Raw genomic sequence first — 15615 nt, 5'->3', positions numbered from 1 at the left:
CAAGCAAAGTCAAACCGCCTCCTCCTCAATCTCAACCCTCCGAGCACTCCCCCCACCCAGTCGATCAAACGCCAGATAAATAACAGGCGTAGTGAACAGAGTAAGCAGCTGACTGACGATCAACCCCCCAAAAATCGCCAACCCAAGAGGCCGCCGCAACTCAGCCCCATCCCCAAAACTCAACATCAACGGCACAGCAGCAAACAAAGCCGCCAACGTAGTCATCAAGATAGGCCGGAACCGCAACAAGGCAGCCTGGTGAATCGCTTCCCGAGGAGACTTCCCCTGTGTCCGCTCCGCATCGATCGCAAAGTCGATCATCATGATCGCGTTCTTCTTCACGATGCCGATCAGCAGGATGATCCCGATGATCCCGATCACCCCCAGGTCGTTGCCCGTGATCATCAGCGCCAGCAGCGCCCCCACGCCAGCCGAAGGCAGCGTGGACAGGATGGTCAGCGGATGCACGTAACTCTCGTACAGCACCCCCAGCACGATGTACACGCACACCACGGCGGCAAGAATCAGCCACAGCTGGTTAGACAACGATTTCTCGTAGGCCCCTGAAGCCCCAAGGAAGGTCATCGTCACGCTGCTCGGCAGCCCGATTTCCTTCGCCGCCGCGCGAATCGCATCGACCGAAGCCCCGAGCGAAACACCGGGCGCGGTGTCGAAGTTCAGCGTGCTCGCCGGGTACTGCGCCACGTGAGTGATCTGCAGCGGCGCCTGCTGCTCGCTGATCTGCGCAATGGCCGACAGCGGCGTCGCGGTGCCCGAACCGGCGATCAGGCTCAGCTGCCCCAGCGTCTGCGGCGTGTTCACCATGCCGGGCTGGGCCTCGAGGATCACGCGGTACTGGTTGGTCTCGGTGAAGATGGTCGAGACGATGCGCTGGCCGAAGGCGCTGTAGAGCGCGTCGTCCACGGTGCTCGCGGTGATCGACAGCCGCGCAGCCGTGTCGCGGTTCACGTTCACGAAAGCCGCCAGACCCTGGGCGCCGGCGTCGCTGCTCACGTTGCGCACCTTGTCCGATTCCTGCAGCTTCGCAACGAGCTTCTTCATCCACTCGGTGATGGCGGCGCTGTCCACGCCTTCGAGCGACATGCGGTATTCGGTCGGGCCGGTCTCGGCGTCGATGGTGAGGTCCTGCGTGGGCTGCAGGTACAGCGTGACGCCCGCCACCTGCCGCACGCGCTCGCGCAGGCGGTCCATCACGACCTGCTGGCTGTCGCGGTCCTTCGCGAGGTTGATGAGCATGCTGCCGGTGTGCAGCATCGTGTTGTTGGCCGCGTCGACGCCAACGAAGGAGCTGAGGTTCTCGACCGCCGGGTCTTCGAGGATGGCCTGCGCCGCCTGCAGCTGAAGCTGCGACATGCGGTCGAACGAGACGTCCTGCGCGGCCTGCACGCGGGCCTGCAGCTGGCCGGTGTCCTGCGTGGGAAACAGGCCCTTGGGAATGGTGAGGTAGAGCAGCACCGTCAGCACCAGGGTGAGCAGCGCCACCAGCAGCGTGAGCGCCTGGTGCTCGATCACCCAGTGCAGCGAGCGGTCGTAGCGCACCATCACGCCGCTGAAGAAGCGCTGGGCGCGTGCGCCGAAGCCCTTGTCGGAGACCTGCTTCTTTTCCTCGTGCTTGAGCCAGCGCGCCGACATCATCGGCACCAGCGTGAGCGAGACGACCGCCGAGATCAGGATGGTGATGGCCAGCGTCACCGCGAACTCGCGGAACAGGCGGCCGACCACGTCGCCCATGAAGAGCAGCGGGATCAGCACCGCGATGAGCGACACGGTCAGCGAGATGATGGTGAAGCCGATCTGCGTGGCGCCCTTGAACGCGGCCTGCAGCGGCTTCTCGCCCTCCTCGATGTACCGCGCGATGTTCTCGATCATCACGATCGCGTCGTCCACCACGAAGCCGGTGGCGATGGTCAGCGCCATCAGGCTCAGGTTGTTCAGGCTGTAGCCCAGCAGGTACATCAGCCCGAAGGTGCCGATCAGCGAGATCGGCACCGCGATGCTCGCGATGACGGTGGCGCGCAGGCTGCCCAGGAAGGCGAAGATCACCAGCACCACGAGCACCACGGCCAGCACCAGTTCCATCTCGACGTGCTGCACCGAGGCGCGGATGCCGGCCGTGCGGTCGCTGAGCACCTCGATCTTCAGCCCGGCGGGCAGGCCGGCCTGCAGCTCGGGCAGCTGCTTCTTGATGGCGTCGACAGTGGCGATCACGTTGGCGCCGGGCTGGCGCTGCACGTTCATGATGATCGCGGGCGACAGCTTGCTGGTGCCGTCGGCCTTGTTGCCGGCCCAGGCGGCGAGCTGGTTGTTCTCGGCGCTGCTGACCACCTGCGCCACGTCGACCATGCGGATCGGCGCGCCGTTCTTGTACGAGACGATCAGGTTCTTGTAGTCGTCGACCGTCATCAGCTGGTCGTTCGAATTGATCGTGTAGGCGCGCTTGGGTCCGTCGAAGCTGCCCTTGGCCCCGTTGGAGTTGGCCGCCGAGATCGCGGTGCGCAGGGTGTCCAGCCCGATGCCGTTGGCCGCCAGCGCCTGGGTGTTGGCCTGGATGCGCATCGCCGGGCGCTGCCCGCCGCTGAGCGACACCAGCCCCACGCCAGAGACCTGGCTGATCTTCTGAGCGAGCCGGGTGTTGACCAGGTTCTGCACGTCGGTGAGCGGCAGCGTGTCGGAGGTGATTGAGAGCGTGAGCACCGGCGCGTCGGCCGGGTTGACCTTGGCGTACACCGGCGGCGCCGGCAGGTCGGCCGGCAGCAGCGAGCCGCCGGCGTTGATGGCGGCCTGCACCTCCTGCTCGGCCACGTCCAGCGTCTGGCCCAGCGAGAACTGCAGCGTGATGATCGACACGCCCGCGGCGCTGGTCGAGCTCATGCGGTCGAGCCCCGACATCTGGCCGAACTGGCGCTCCAGCGGCGCGGTGACGGTGTTGCTCATCACCTCGGGGCTGGCCCCGGGGTAGAGCGTCTGGACCTGGATGGTCGGGTAGTCGACCTGCGGCAGCGCCGACAGCGGCAGGAAGCGGAACGCCACCAGGCCGGCCAGCACGATGGCGACCATCAGCAGCGAAGTCGCCACCGGCCGGAGGATGAACGGACGTGACGGGCTCAACGTGGGGCCTCCGTGCTGCTGCTACTACTGCTACTGCAAGGACCGCTCGTCATTGGTTGCCGCGCCTGCCCTGCGCGCCTTCGCCGCCGCGGCCTTCGGACATGCGCTGCCAGCGTTCCAGCGCGGCCGGGTCGCCGCGGTCCAGCGCCTCGAGGAAACGCTTGCGGCGTTCGAGCTGCTCGGGGTTGTCCTTGGCGGAGTCGAGCATGCGCTGGCGCTGCTCGGCGGTAGGGAGCTTGACGGGGGTTGCAGGGGCAGCAGGGGCCGATTCGGCCGAGGGCGCCGGGGATGCGGCCGGGGCTGCAGGGGCTGCAGGGGCGGCAGGGGCCGTGGGGGCAGCAGCAGCCGGAGCGGCTTCACCGCCCCTGGGCGCGCCGGGCCCGCCGGCACCTGCGCCACCACCCTGGCGGCGGCCGCGATGCGTACCGCCTGCCGGCGCCGACGCCGCGCCGGCCGGACGGTCGGCCTGGGTCTGCACCCGCGCGCCGTCCTTCAGCCGGTCGCCGCCTTCGGTCACGACCTGCTCGCCGGCCTTCAGGCCCGACATGATCGCGACGTTGTCCACGCTCGATTCGCCGCGCGTCACCGGCCGCTGCGACACGGTGCTGTCCTCGTTCAGCACGTACACGTAGTCGCCGTTGGGGCCATGGCGCAGCGCGGTGACGGGCACCACCACGGCGCTGCTCACGGTGCGCAGCAGCAGCCGCAGGTTGACGAACTGGTTCGGGAACAGCGCGTTGTCGGCGTTGGTGAAGCGGGCCTTGGCCTTGACGGTGCCGGTGGCGGTGTCGACCAGGTTGTCCAGCGTGGAGAAAGTGCCGTTCGCGAGCCGGCGAGTGCGGGTGCGGTCGAAGGCGGTGGCGTCGAGCTTGGCGCCCTGGGCCAGGCGCTCCTGCACCTCGGGCACGCGGTCCTGCGGGATGGCGAATTCGACGTCGATCGGCGCGATCTGAGTGATGGTGGCGACGCCGTTGGCGGTGCCGGTGGAGATGTAGTTGCCCGCGTCCACCGGCCGCAGGCCGATGCGCCCGCTCACCGGCGCGGTGATGCGGCTCCAGGCGAGATTGAGCTTGGCGGTGTTCTCGTTGGCGCGGTCGATGGCCACCGTGCCTTCGAGCTGCTTGACCAGCGCGGCCTGGGTGTCCACGTCCTGCCGGGCGATCGAGTCCTGGCCCAGCAGGGTCTGGTAGCGCTGCAGCGTGACGCGCGCCGCCGCGAGCTGCGCCTCGTCGCGCTGGCGTGCGCCGGTGGCCTGGCCGAGCGCGTTCTGGAACGGCTGCGGATCGATGGTGGCGAGCACGTCGCCCTTCTTGACCATCTGCCCTTCCTGGAAGAGCACCGCCGTGAGCACGCCCGACACCTGCGGCTGGACGATCACGTTGGCCAGCGGCGTGACGGTGCCCAGCGCCTCGAGCTGCACGGGAATGTCGGCCTGCCGGGCGGTCGCGATGCCGACCGTGCTGGAGGCCGCGCCGCCACCGCCACCACGCCCCCCCGGCCCGCCCGGGCCTCCGGGACCGCCCTGTCGCCCGGCGCCTGGTCCCGCACCAGGGCCGGCAACCGGCATCTTCGAGCGCTGGACCAGATACCAGGCGCCGCCGCCCAGCACCGCCAGCAGCAGCAGGGCCAGCAGGCTGCCCATCCAACGGCGTCTGCGTACCGTCGGATGCGTGGGAGACACGGTGGAAGGCAGAGGCTCGGTTGGTTTTTCTTGTTCCATGGACGGTGCGTGCGAAAGGTGCAGAGGTGCGGACCAGCGTAGTACAGCGCGGATGGTAGTCCGGCTCTTTGCTGGGCCGTAAAGCGGCGGTAAAGCTGGCTGGCGCCCCGTCGGAGCCTCCCCGAATTGCCGCGAAACCCCGCAATTCGCGCCGCCCGGCTGCAATTGGCGCCGCCTGCGCGCATTCCGTCGCACGGCGATGGCGGGCATGCGGGGCCGCCGGCACAGTCCACCCCATCGATTCCCTTGTGCCGCCTTTTCAGCTTTTCTTCACCTTTCACCTTCAACGGAGTGCCGCCATGCTGATGCAGATCATCCTTCACACGCCCAAGTGGGTGTTCGCCGTCTTCTTCCTGCTGCTGTGGCTCGGCGCCCGGCAACTGCTGGCCAACCAGGTGAGCCTGACCCGCGTCACGCTGATGCCCGTCGCCATGGGCGGCCTGTCGCTGTACGGCGTGGCCTCGGTCTTCGGCGACTCCTTCGGCGCCCTGCTGGGCTGGGCCGCCGCCGCCGCCGTGATGGCCGCCCTGGTGCTGCAGCGCCCGCTGCACGCCGCCACCCGCTACGACGCGGCCACCCGCCAGTTCGACGTGGCCGGCAGCCCGGTGCCGCTGATGCTCATGATGGGCATCTTCCTGACCAAGTACGTGGTCGGCGCCGCCCTGGCCATGCACCCCGAGCTGCGCCACCAGCCCACCCTCGCACTCGTGGTTCCCGTGCTGTACGGCGCGTTCACCGGTGTGTTCGCGGCCCGCGCCGCGCGCCTGTGGAAGCTGGCCATCCGCACTGACGCTATGGCTGCCGCCGCCCGCGCCGCCTAATATTCCCGGGCCACCACTTCCAGAAGAAGAAACGCCGCCATGAACGCGCTCCTGCTGATCCTCAAGGTTTCCGTCACGGTGGTGCTCGTCGCTTCCATCGCCGAGGCCCTGGTGCTTTCGTGGCGCAACGGCTGGCGCAGCTACGACTGGAAGGCCGCCGGCGTCTCGGTGTTCGACTTCCTGGTGCGCGAATACCCCCTGCGCTGGCTGCTGCCCCTGGCCTTCTGGACCGGCGCGATGGACTGGTTCTACGCCCACCGCCTCTTCACCCTGCCGATGGACCACTGGACCGGCTGGGCCGCCTGCTTCATCGGCCAGGAGTTCTGCTACTACTGGTACCACCGCGCCGCGCACCGCGTGCGGTGGTTCTGGTGCACCCATGCCATCCACCATTCGCCGAACCAGCTGAACCTGTCGGCCGCCTACCGCTTCGGCTGGACCGGCCGCCTCACCGGCACCCTGGCCTTCTTCATGCTGGCGCCGCTGCTGGGCATGCCGCCGCGGGTGATCCTGCTGATGCTCACGCTGAACCTGCTGTACCAGTTCTGGATCCACGCGACCTGGATCCCGCGCCTGGGCCCGCTCGAATGGGTGCTCAACACCCCCTCGGCCCACCGCGTGCACCATGCCTCGAACCTGGAATACCTGGACGGCAACTACGGCGGCGTGCTGATCGTGTTCGACCGCCTGTTCGGCACCTACATCCCGGAGCGCGCCGACGTGCCCTGCCGCTACGGCCTCGTCAACCCGGTCACCACGCACAACATCCTGGAGATCGAGTTCGGCCAGTGGCGCGCGCTCTTTCGCGACCTCGCCTCGGCCCGCTCGGTGCGCGCCTTCGTCGGCTACCTCGTGAAGCCGCCCGGCTGGAAGCCCGAGGGCCCCGGCGACACCACCGAGGAGCTGCGCCAGCGCGCGGCCCTGCAGGCGGCGCCGCAGCCTGCCGTGGCGACCACCGATTTCATTCCTGTCCAATACAAGGAGCTGTCATGACTTCCTACGCATCGTCCTCCGATTCCTCCCGCTGCGACGTCGAGCGCCTCGCACGCCGCCGCGCCGGCGCCAAGATGGGCTGGTACATCCACGCCTTCGTCTATGTGCTGGTCAACCTGGGGCTGGTCACCATCTCGGCCGCCAACGGCCGCAGCTGGGCGATGTATCCGCTCATGGGCTGGGGGCTGGGGCTCCTGATCCATGGGGCGGTGGTCTGGTTCATCGCACCGGGCGGCGGCTTCTACGACCGGCTGGTCGAACGCGAGCGCCGCGCGCTGGGGGGCCAGGACCGCGGATGAGTTCCACGACGCCGCTGCACCGCTTCCGCGCGGAAAACATCCGGGACATGCTGCGGCATGGCCTGATCACCGCCGTCTTCTGCTGCCTCATCGCCATCGCGATGACCATCACGGGGGGCGAGAACTGGGCCGGCCATCTGGTCTATTCGCTGGCCATCGGGATGATCAGCTGGCTGTTCATCGACACGGGGCGGCTCCTGCTCAGCGGGGACAGTGAAACCCACTGGCCGAACTGGCCCTGGGGCTTCATGCTGATCGCGCTGGGCGTGGCCGTCGGTTTCTTCGTGGGCAATCTCATCGGCGACGCCGTGTTCGGCGCGCCCCGGTACGACTTCCTCGACTTCAAGGGCCACAAGCTGGCGACCGGCGTCACGATCACCATCATCGCGACCGTCGGCATGTGCTTCTTCTTCTACAGCCTCGGCAAGAGCAAGCACATGCAGAGCCAGATCGAGCTGGCGCAGCGCAATGCCACCGAGGCACGGCTGAAGCTGCTGGAGACGCAGCTGGAGCCGCACATGCTCTTCAACACGCTGGCCAACCTGCGCGTGCTGATCACCGTCGACCCGCCCCGCGCCGTGGCCATGCTCGACCGCCTCAACAGCTACCTGCGCATGACGCTCAGCGGCTCGCGCGCGCTCTCGCATCCGCTGTCGGCCGAGTTCGAGCGGCTGGGCGACTACCTGGAGCTGATGTCGGTGCGCATGGGCGACCGGCTGCGCTACACGCTCGACCTGCCGCAGGATCTGCGCGATACGCCGGTGCCGCCGCTGCTGCTGCAGCCACTGGTGGAGAACAGCATCCGCCACGGGCTGGAGCCGAAGGTGGAAGGCGGCGAGATCGTCGTGCGTGCGCGCCGGCAAGAAGAAGGCGGCCTGCTGGTGATCGAGGTGAGCGACACCGGCGTGGGCCTCGGCGCGGCGCCGCCGTCGCAGGGCAGCGGCTTCGGGCTGGAGCAGGTGCGCGAGCGGCTGGCCACGGTGTACGGCGAGCGCGGCGGCATGCGCCTGGCGCCCTCGCCTTCGGGCGGCACCCTCGCCACGCTGAGCTTTCCGGCACCCGCCTGAATGCAACACGAAAACAACGACAAGATGACCACTGCATCCCCCACCGCCCTCATCGCCGAGGACGAGCCCCTTCTGGCCCAGGCCCTCAAGGCCGAACTGGCCGCGGCATGGCCCGAACTGCAGATCGTCGCCACCACGGGCGACGGCCGCAGCGCCGTGCGCGAGGCGTTGCGCTTGCTGCCGCAGGTGCTTTTCTTCGACATCCGCATGCCCGGGCTCGATGGCCTGGGCGCCGCCGCCGAACTGGCCGACTGCTGGCCCGCCGACGAAGCACCCATGCCCCAGCTGGTGTTCGTGACGGCCTACGACGAATACGCCGCCCGCGCCTTCGAGGCGCAGGCCATCGACTACGTGCTCAAGCCGGTGCAGCCCGACCGCCTGCGCAAGACCGTGGGCCGCCTGCAACAGGCGCTGGCCGCGCGGCAGCCGGCGGCCACGCCCGCGCTGGCGGATGCGGCGCTGGAACAGACGCTCGCCCAATGGCGCCAGGTGCTGGGCGCCGCCGGCGCAGGAGTCGCCACGGCTACACCCGCCCCGCTGCGCATGATCGCCGCCAGCGACGCCGGCGGCAGCACCGTGCGCATGGTGCCCATCGACGAAGTGCTTTATTTCGAGGCGGCCGACAAATACCTGCGCGTGCTGACCGCCACGCACGAATACCTGATCCGCACGCCGCTGAAGCAGCTGCTGCCCCAGCTCGACGCCGACACCTTCTGGCAAGTGCACCGGGCGGTGGTGGTGCGCAGTTCGGCCATCGAGTCGGTGCACCGCGACGAGGCCGGCAAGCTGCACCTGATGCTGCGCGGGCGGGCCGAGAAGATTCCGGTCAGCCGGCTCTACGCCCATCTTTTTCGCGCGATGTGAAATCGGCCGGGCGAGCGCCCAAAGAAAAAGCCGGCCCTTTCGGGGCCGGCTTTTTTCATTCAGTCACGATTGCCGTGGCTTTTTAGCGCCAGTGGCCATGTCCGCGGTAGTAGCCACGACCGTAGTAGCGCGGGCCGTAATAGGCCGGCGGGCCGTAGTAAACGGGGGCCGGACGGTAGTAGACCGGCGGCGGGCGGTAGTAAACCGGGGGCGGCGGCGCGTAGTAGACGGGGGCCGGCGGCACGTAGACCGGGGCCGGGTAGTAGGCCGGGCTGCCAACGCCCACGGCCACGCCGGGGACGCCGACGCCGATCGACCAGCTCACATCACTGCGGGCGCTGGCCGAGGTGGCGGCAAACAATGCACCGGCTGCCACGACGCCCGCGGCGGCCCACTTGAAAAAGGTTGAACGTGTGAAGCTCATGATCCTGCTCTCCTTGTTTGGCTGGGCAGTCCGGACCCGGACCGCCCATGTGGTGTATTGAACGCGGCAAATGCAAACGGGGTGCACCGGCCAATGTGAAGAACGTTGCCAAAGGTAACCCATAGGGGGTGCCCCCTAAAATGCCGCGATGACCTCCCCGACCGACAAAAGCGGCACCAAGACGACAGCTGCACCAAGCAATTTCCTGCGCCACGTGATCGAGAACGACCTCGCGCAGGGTGCCTATTCTGGCCGCAAGTGGGGCGGATCGCCCGGCAACGCCGCCCATCATGCGCAGGGCATGGCCGATCCGGCCAAGGTGCGCATGCGCTTTCCGCCCGAGCCCAACGGCTACCTGCACATCGGCCACGCCAAGAGCATCTGGCTCAACTTCGAGCTGGCCAAGGAATACGGCGGCGTGAGCCACCTGCGCTTCGACGACACCAACCCCGAGAAGGAAGACCAGGAATACGTCGATTCCATCCGCGACGCGGTGAAGTGGCTGGGCTACGAGACCTACCTGGCCGACCGCCCCAGCGCCCCCGGCACCCTGCAGCCGCACGAGTACTTTGCGAGCGACTACTTCGACTTCATGTACGAGGCTGCCGAATACCTGATCGGCGCCGGCCTCGCCTACGTCGACGAGCAAACGGCAGAGGAAGTGCGCGCGAACCGCGGCGACTTCAACACGCCCGGCACCGACAGCCCCTTCCGCACCCGCACGCCCGAGGAGAACCTCGCGCGCTTCCGCGCCATGCGCGACGGCCAGGTGGCCGACGGTGCCGCCATCCTGCGCGCGAAGATCGACATGGCCAGCACCAACATCAACATGCGCGACCCCGCGCTGTACCGCGTGCGCCGTGCCCACCACCACAACACCGGCGACAAGTGGTGCATCTACCCGATGTACACCTACGCGCACCCCATCGAGGACGCGCTCGAGCAGATCACCCACAGCATCTGCACACTGGAATTCGAAGACCAGCGCCCCTTCTACGACTGGCTGCTCGACCGCCTCGCCGAAGGCGGCCTCATCGCCAGCCCGCACCCGCGCCAGTACGAATTCGCGCGCCTGAACGTGACCCACGTGCTCACCAGCAAGCGCAAGCTGCGCCAGCTGGTCGAAGAGAAATACGTCGATGGCTGGGACGACCCGCGCATGCCCACCATCGCCGGCCTGCGCCGCCGCGGCTACACGCCCGAGGCGCTGCGCCTGTTCTGCGAACGCAGCGGCACCACCAAGTCGGGCGGCTGGATCGACTACGCCAGCCTCGAGGCCGCGCTGCGCGACACCCTCGACCCGGTCGCACCGCGTGCCATGGCCGTGCTCGACCCGGTCAAGCTGGTCATCACCAACTGGGGCGAACTGATGGGCGGTGACGATGTGCTCGACAACTGCTCGGCCCCGGTGCACCCGCACCACCCCGAGATGGGCCAGCGCGAGTTCAAGCTCGGCCGCGAGGTCTGGATCGAGCGCACCGACTATGAAGAAGTGCAGCCCAAGGGCTTCTTCCGCCTCTTCCCCGGCAACAAGGTGCGGCTGAAGTACGGCCACGTCATCGAATGCACCGGCGGCACCAAGGACGCCAGCGGCAGGCTCGTCGAGGTGCAGGCCACGCTGGTGCCCGACACCAAGAGCGGCACCCCCGGCGCCGACGCGATCAAGGTGAAGGGCAACATCACCTGGGTGGCCGCCGCAGACGCGGTGCAGGCCGAAGTGCGGCTCTACGAGCGCCTGTTTGCCGAAGCGCATCCGGGCAGCGGCGAACTGCTGGAAGAACTGAACAAGAACAGCCTGGAAGTGTGTTCGGCCTTCGTCGAGCCCTCGCTCGCCAAGGCCGAGCCGGGCGTCGGCATCCAGTTCGAACGGCACGGCTACTTCGTGCTCGACGCGAAGGCCAGCGCCGCCGCCGGCAAGCCGGTGTTCAACCGCGCGGCCGGGATGCGGGACAGCTGGGGCAAGTAAGCAAGCAGGCCCGCAGTTACTCGGGCCGCTTGTAGACCACCCCGATCACCGCGCTGTTCTCGTCAGTGGTGCAGACGGCCGAACGCCCCTGCGGCCCGACCCTCAGGTTGATCGTGTAGACCCCGTCGCGCGGCGTCGTGCCCTTGTCGGCGACGATGCTGGCCGGCGGCACCTTCAGTTCGCGCGCGGCCGCTGCCACGCAGTTCTTCACGCTGGCCTCGGGCGCGCCGCCCACCCGGATGCCCGGGCTGTTGCACGCCGCCAGCAGCAGGCCGGCCATCGCCGCGCAGGCGAGTTGGATGGAGCGTCGCATCGTCGTCGTCATACCGGATTCCCTGTGTCTCGAATGAACAGGTCGATTGGAGCCGAGCCGGCCGCCGGAGGTTGCAGGACGGACCCGGGCTATCCTGTCGGCACATGAATCGTCCGAGCCCTTCGTCCCCTCGTTCTTCGCCTGCGCCGTCCTCCTCCCGCCTGATCCGCTTCAACAAGCCTTATGGCGTGCTCAGCCAGTTCACGCCCGAGGGCCGCTGGCGCGGGCTCAAGGAATTCATCGACATCCCCGGCGTCTACGTCGCCGGCCGGCTCGATGCCGACAGCGAAGGCCTGCTGCTGCTCACCGACGACGGCAGGCTCCAGGCGCGCATCGCCGATCCGCGCTTCAAGATGGAAAAGATCTACTGGGTGCAGGTCGAAGGCGAGCCGACCGAAGCGGCGCTTGCCGCCCTGCGCAATGGCGTGCAGCTCAACGACGGCCTCACCCGCCCGGCGCGCGCCCGGCTGCTCGACCCGCCGCCCGAGGTGTGGGAACGGCAGCCGCCCATCCGCGAGCGCAAGAGCATTCCCACCGCATGGATCGAGCTCGCGATCCGCGAGGGCCGCAACCGCCAGGTGCGGCGCATGACGGCGGCCGTGGGGCTGCCGACGCTGCGGCTGATCCGCGCCGCGATCGGCCCTCACACGCTCGAAGGCCTCGCGCCTGGAACCTGGAGCGGATAGCGCCCTCCATCCACCGACATTCCGACCTTCTCTTCAAATGAAGCAAACGCCCTCCTATTCCCTCACCCATCTCGCCCTCGACCGCCGCAGCGCCGTGCTCGGCACCATCGGCCTGATCGCCGCGATGCACGCCTGCGCCGCGACCAAGTCGACGGCAGCAAAGAAACAGCCTGCGGCAACACCCGGCGTATGGCCACGCGCATCGCAGGTGCCCGGCGGCGTCGCCCGCCTGTCGCTGGGGCCGTCGGCCAAACGGCCGCAGGCCTTCGCGGGCGACATCCCCCTGCTGGTGGTGGGCGACGCCATCGAATGGACCGCGCTCGTCGGCATTCCGCTCGCGACCGAACCCGGCGAGGCAAGTGTCACCGTGCGCGCCGAAGGCAAGCCCGAACGCCAGATCGCCTACACCGTGGCCCCGAAGCAGTACCGCGAGCAGCGCCTCACCGTGGCCCCACGCACCGTCGACCTGTCGCCCGAGGACGAGGCGCGCTACATCAAGGAGCGCGACCACCTCACCGGCGTGATGGCCACCCTCACCGACATGAGCCCCGACTCCGCCCTGCAGATGCGCGTGCCCGTCCCCGGCCGCCGCTCCAGTTCCTTCGGCCTGCGCCGCGTGTTCAACGGCCAGTCGCGCAATCCGCACAGCGGCATGGACATCGCGGCCGGCACCGGCACGCCGGTGCTCGCGCCCCTGCCCGGCAAGGTGATCGATACGGGAGACTATTTCTTCAACGGCGGAACCGTCTGGCTCGACCACGGCGGCGGCCTGCTGACCATGTACTGCCACCTGAGCCGCATCGACGTGAAGGTCGGCGACGTGATGAAGACCGGCGAACAGCTTGCAGCCGTGGGCGCCACCGGGCGGGTGACGGGGCCGCATCTGCATTGGTCGGTGATGCTGAACCGGGCGATGGTGGACCCGGCGTTGTTCATTGCGGCCTGACATAGACGAAACCGCTCCAACGATGGCCGCCGATCCCGCCTTCACCGAAGCCTGCCTCGCCACATCGATCCGCCCCGGCAGCCGGCGCGACATCCTCGCCCTGCTCAACGAGCGCCTGCACCCGGCCCTGAAGGCGATCGTCGCGGCCGAGGTTTCGTCAGGCAACCGCGTCTGCGACGCGGGCACCGACTGGCCCGACCCCGGCTCGGTGCACGTCACGCTCGACAAGCACTTCGACGCCCGCCACGCCAGCGCCGAAGCCATCTTCAGCCCTTGCGACGACCCGCACTACTGGCACGCGGACTACAGCACCGCGGACAAACCGCGGCACCTGCTGATCTGCTGACCGACCGACCGGCCTCAGATCGGCTTGGTCAGATAAACCGCCTCGCGCCCCACGATCGCACGCTGGGCCGGCATGAAGATCGTGCAGTCGTCGCACAGCGCACGGATCTCCTCGTCGCCGTTGGTCGCGATCAGCTCGCCCTTGGCGAAGGTCTCGAAGCCGATGAGCGGGCGCACGAAGGCGAAGTCGGGCGACTTGATGACGTAGGTCTGCAGCAGCTGGAAGCGCCGTTGCGGCTCGGGTGGCGGGGTGGCCGGGTCCTTGTCGACGAGGCCGAAGTGGGCGAGGAAGTCGTAGGTGACGGCGGTGGCGAGATCAGACGCGGAGCGCAGGAAGTGCTGGCCGCATTCGACCACCATCGCCACGCCCTTGCCGTCGGGGCCGCCGTGGCTGCCGTACTGGATGAGCGGCGTGCCGGAGCCCAGGCCGTCGGGCATCACGAGGTGCACCGCGGGGCGGCCGATGGCCTGCGCGACCCGGGCGTTGCGCTCGAAGCCCGGGTACACCCAGAAGGGCACGACGGGCTGGCTGGTCGAGTGGATGTCGAGGATGTGGTCGGCCGCGTCCACCACCGGGCGCAGGATGCGCGCGCGGCTCAGCTCGGGGCTGTCCTCCTTGCCGTCCAGCCATTCGGGCGACCAGATGCGGTTGAGGTTGTGCACCAGCTGCCGGCTGTCGAAGGGCAGCGCCTCGTTGAAGGATTCATACGCCGCCACGTTGGCGAAGCTGACGGTGAGCGTGCCGATCTTGGGACGCACGTCGTTGTCGAGCAGGTGCGTGGCCGCCGTCATGCCGCAGATCTCGTTGCCGTGCGTGAGCGCGTTGATCAGCACGTGCGGGCCAGGCTTGCCGGACTCGAAGCGGTGCACGTAGTCGACGCCGACGTTGCCCTTGCGGTAGGCGGACAGGTCGCGGGGGAGGACTTCGAGGGCGGGGGGAGCTTGGGTCATGGGGCGATGGATGATGAAAGCGAAGCAGCCGGCCAGTTTGCTACAGGGCGCGCCTTTGCGCCCGCGGGCGCCGCAACACCGGCCCGCGCCGCTCAACCTTCATCGCTGGCTCAGCGCACCTGCTGGTAGTCCACCGGCACCCAGGCGTAGCCCTTGCCTTCGGCCCGCACGTGGCCGAGCCCCGGGAACGGCAGGTGCGCGCTGCCGACCAGGTAGCGGCCCTTGGCCGCGTCGGCGTACGCCTTCTTGCGCTCGGCCGCTGCGGGCCTGGAGTCGACGTCGAACGAAATGGTGATCTGCGGCTGCGCGAACTGCACGGCGGCCACGTGCATCAGGTCGCCCCACAGCACCAGCTTCTGGCCCTTGGACTCGACGACGTAGATGTTGTGACCGGGCGTGTGGCCGTGGGCGGGCACGGCCCTGATGCCGGGCGCCAGTTCGGTGCCGCCCTTCATGCCCTTGAACTTGCCGGCTTCCACGTAGGGGTTGAGCGAGGCCATCGCGCCCTGGAAGAAGCCCTTCATCTCGGCGGAGGCCTTCTCCAGGTTGGCCTTGTTCAGCCAGAAGTCGGCGTCTTCCTGCCCGGCGTGGATGGTGGCGTTGGGAAAGACCAGCTTGCCGTCCTGCACCAGGCCGCCGACGTGGTCGCCGTGCATGTGGGTGATGAGCACGTCGTCGACCTGCTCGGGCTGGTAGCCCGCGGCCTTGAGGTTGGCCTGCAGGTTGCCGAGCGTGGGGCCGAAGAGGCCGCCGGCGCCGGTGTCGACCAGCACCAGCTTGCTGCCTGTGTTGATGAGGTAGCCGTTCACCGATGTGGGCACGGCGTCCTTCTCGAAGCCGCGGTCGAGCAGCTTGCCGACCTGAGCTTGGGTGGTGTTGGTGAGCAGCTTCTTGGGCTCGAGGTCGAGGGTGCCGTCGAACAGCGCCGTCACCTCGAAGTCGCCGAGCATCATCCGGTAGAAGCCCGGCGCCTGGGTCTTGACCTGCGGCGCGCCGGCCTGCGCCACGGAAGAGAACGAAAGGATCAGCAGGCTGCCGGCCAGTGCGGCGACGCCTTTGCGCAGCCAGCGAGCGGGTGTCGTTGTCATGGG

General features: G+C 68.4%; 15 protein-coding genes. 9 read left to right on the top strand and 6 right to left on the bottom strand.

The genetic code is table 11. From position 1 onward, the window contains the following. Positions 1–9: 9 nt before the first annotated feature. A complete protein-coding gene (locus tag ABL844_RS11015; RefSeq protein WP_418131263.1) occupies positions 10–3129 on the bottom strand; it encodes an efflux RND transporter permease subunit in 3120 nt (1039 codons plus the stop codon). Positions 3130–3178: 49 nt separating this feature from the next. After that, a complete protein-coding gene (locus ABL844_RS11010) occupies positions 3179–4849 on the bottom strand; it encodes an efflux RND transporter periplasmic adaptor subunit (protein ID WP_418131262.1) in 1671 nt (556 codons plus the stop codon). Between the two features lie 299 nt (positions 4850–5148). Between ABL844_RS11010 and ABL844_RS11005 the strand changes: the two genes are divergently transcribed. Genes ABL844_RS11005 through ABL844_RS10985 form a run of 5 tightly spaced genes read left to right on the top strand, consistent with a single transcriptional unit; the run spans position 5149 to position 8893 of the window. Beyond that, on the top strand, positions 5149–5670 hold the full coding sequence (locus ABL844_RS11005) for a DUF6622 family protein (RefSeq protein WP_126024220.1): 522 nt from the start codon (positions 5149–5151) through the stop codon (positions 5668–5670). Between the two features lie 39 nt (positions 5671–5709). Continuing rightward, positions 5710–6663, top strand: coding sequence for a sterol desaturase family protein (locus ABL844_RS11000; RefSeq protein ID WP_126024219.1), 954 nt, complete (start codon positions 5710–5712; stop codon positions 6661–6663). After that, positions 6660–6962, top strand: a complete 303-nt coding sequence (locus ABL844_RS10995) for a 2TM domain-containing protein (protein ID WP_184636322.1) — start codon at positions 6660–6662, stop codon at positions 6960–6962. Before ABL844_RS11000 ends, ABL844_RS10995 begins: the two co-directional genes overlap by 4 nt. Continuing rightward, the gene (locus tag ABL844_RS10990) at positions 6959–8029 is read left to right on the top strand and encodes a sensor histidine kinase (protein ID WP_418131261.1); all 1071 of its coding nucleotides are present in this window, start codon (positions 6959–6961) and stop codon (positions 8027–8029) included. Before ABL844_RS10995 ends, ABL844_RS10990 begins: the two co-directional genes overlap by 4 nt. Before the next feature lie 24 nt (positions 8030–8053). Next, positions 8054–8893 carry a LytR/AlgR family response regulator transcription factor gene (locus tag ABL844_RS10985; RefSeq protein ID WP_418131260.1) on the top strand — a complete coding sequence of 280 codons (840 nt, stop codon included), beginning with the start codon at positions 8054–8056 and terminating at the stop codon, positions 8891–8893. Between the two features lie 82 nt (positions 8894–8975). Here ABL844_RS10985 and ABL844_RS10980 read toward each other — a convergent pair whose 3' ends face one another. Further along, positions 8976–9185 (bottom strand): hypothetical protein, encoded by a 210-nt coding sequence (locus ABL844_RS10980; protein WP_418119855.1) that lies wholly within the window; start codon positions 9183–9185, stop codon positions 8976–8978. A gap of 280 nt (positions 9186–9465) precedes the next feature. Between ABL844_RS10980 and ABL844_RS10975 the strand changes: the two genes are divergently transcribed. After that, on the top strand, positions 9466–11283 hold the full coding sequence (locus ABL844_RS10975; RefSeq protein ID WP_418131259.1) for a glutamine--tRNA ligase/YqeY domain fusion protein: 1818 nt from the start codon (positions 9466–9468) through the stop codon (positions 11281–11283). A gap of 16 nt (positions 11284–11299) precedes the next feature. Here ABL844_RS10975 and ABL844_RS10970 read toward each other — a convergent pair whose 3' ends face one another. Further along, on the bottom strand, positions 11300–11608 hold the full coding sequence (locus tag ABL844_RS10970; RefSeq protein WP_418131258.1) for a hypothetical protein: 309 nt from the start codon (positions 11606–11608) through the stop codon (positions 11300–11302). 92 nt (positions 11609–11700) lie between these two features. Here ABL844_RS10970 and ABL844_RS10965 point away from each other — a divergent pair, with 92 nt between their 5' ends. Genes ABL844_RS10965 through ABL844_RS10955 form a run of 3 tightly spaced genes read left to right on the top strand, consistent with a single transcriptional unit; the run spans position 11701 to position 13574 of the window. Further along, positions 11701–12282: a pseudouridine synthase gene (locus tag ABL844_RS10965; RefSeq protein WP_418131257.1), complete on the top strand. Its 582-nt coding sequence runs from the start codon at positions 11701–11703 to the stop codon at positions 12280–12282. A 37-nt stretch (positions 12283–12319) separates the two neighbouring features. Then, positions 12320–13228, top strand: coding sequence for a peptidoglycan DD-metalloendopeptidase family protein (locus tag ABL844_RS10960; protein ID WP_418131256.1), 909 nt, complete (start codon positions 12320–12322; stop codon positions 13226–13228). 22 nt (positions 13229–13250) lie between these two features. Continuing rightward, positions 13251–13574 (top strand): hypothetical protein, encoded by a 324-nt coding sequence (locus tag ABL844_RS10955; RefSeq protein WP_418131255.1) that lies wholly within the window; start codon positions 13251–13253, stop codon positions 13572–13574. 14 nt (positions 13575–13588) lie between these two features. Here the strand turns inward: ABL844_RS10955 and ABL844_RS10950 are convergent, their stop codons facing one another. Both ABL844_RS10950 and ABL844_RS10945 read right to left on the bottom strand, forming a co-directional pair. Further along, positions 13589–14524, bottom strand: coding sequence for a succinylglutamate desuccinylase (locus ABL844_RS10950; RefSeq protein ID WP_418131254.1), 936 nt, complete (start codon positions 14522–14524; stop codon positions 13589–13591). Between the two features lie 110 nt (positions 14525–14634). Further along, positions 14635–15612 (bottom strand): MBL fold metallo-hydrolase, encoded by a 978-nt coding sequence (locus ABL844_RS10945; protein ID WP_418131253.1) that lies wholly within the window; start codon positions 15610–15612, stop codon positions 14635–14637. Between the last annotated feature and the right edge of the window lie 3 nt (positions 15613–15615).

It is taken from the genome of Variovorax sp. 278MFTsu5.1 (assembly GCF_048305045.1).
GTDB lineage: Bacteria > Pseudomonadota > Gammaproteobacteria > Burkholderiales > Burkholderiaceae_C > Variovorax > Variovorax guangxiensis.
The sequence above is the reverse complement of the archived record's forward strand: the minus strand, read 5'-3'. Positions and strand labels throughout refer to the sequence as shown.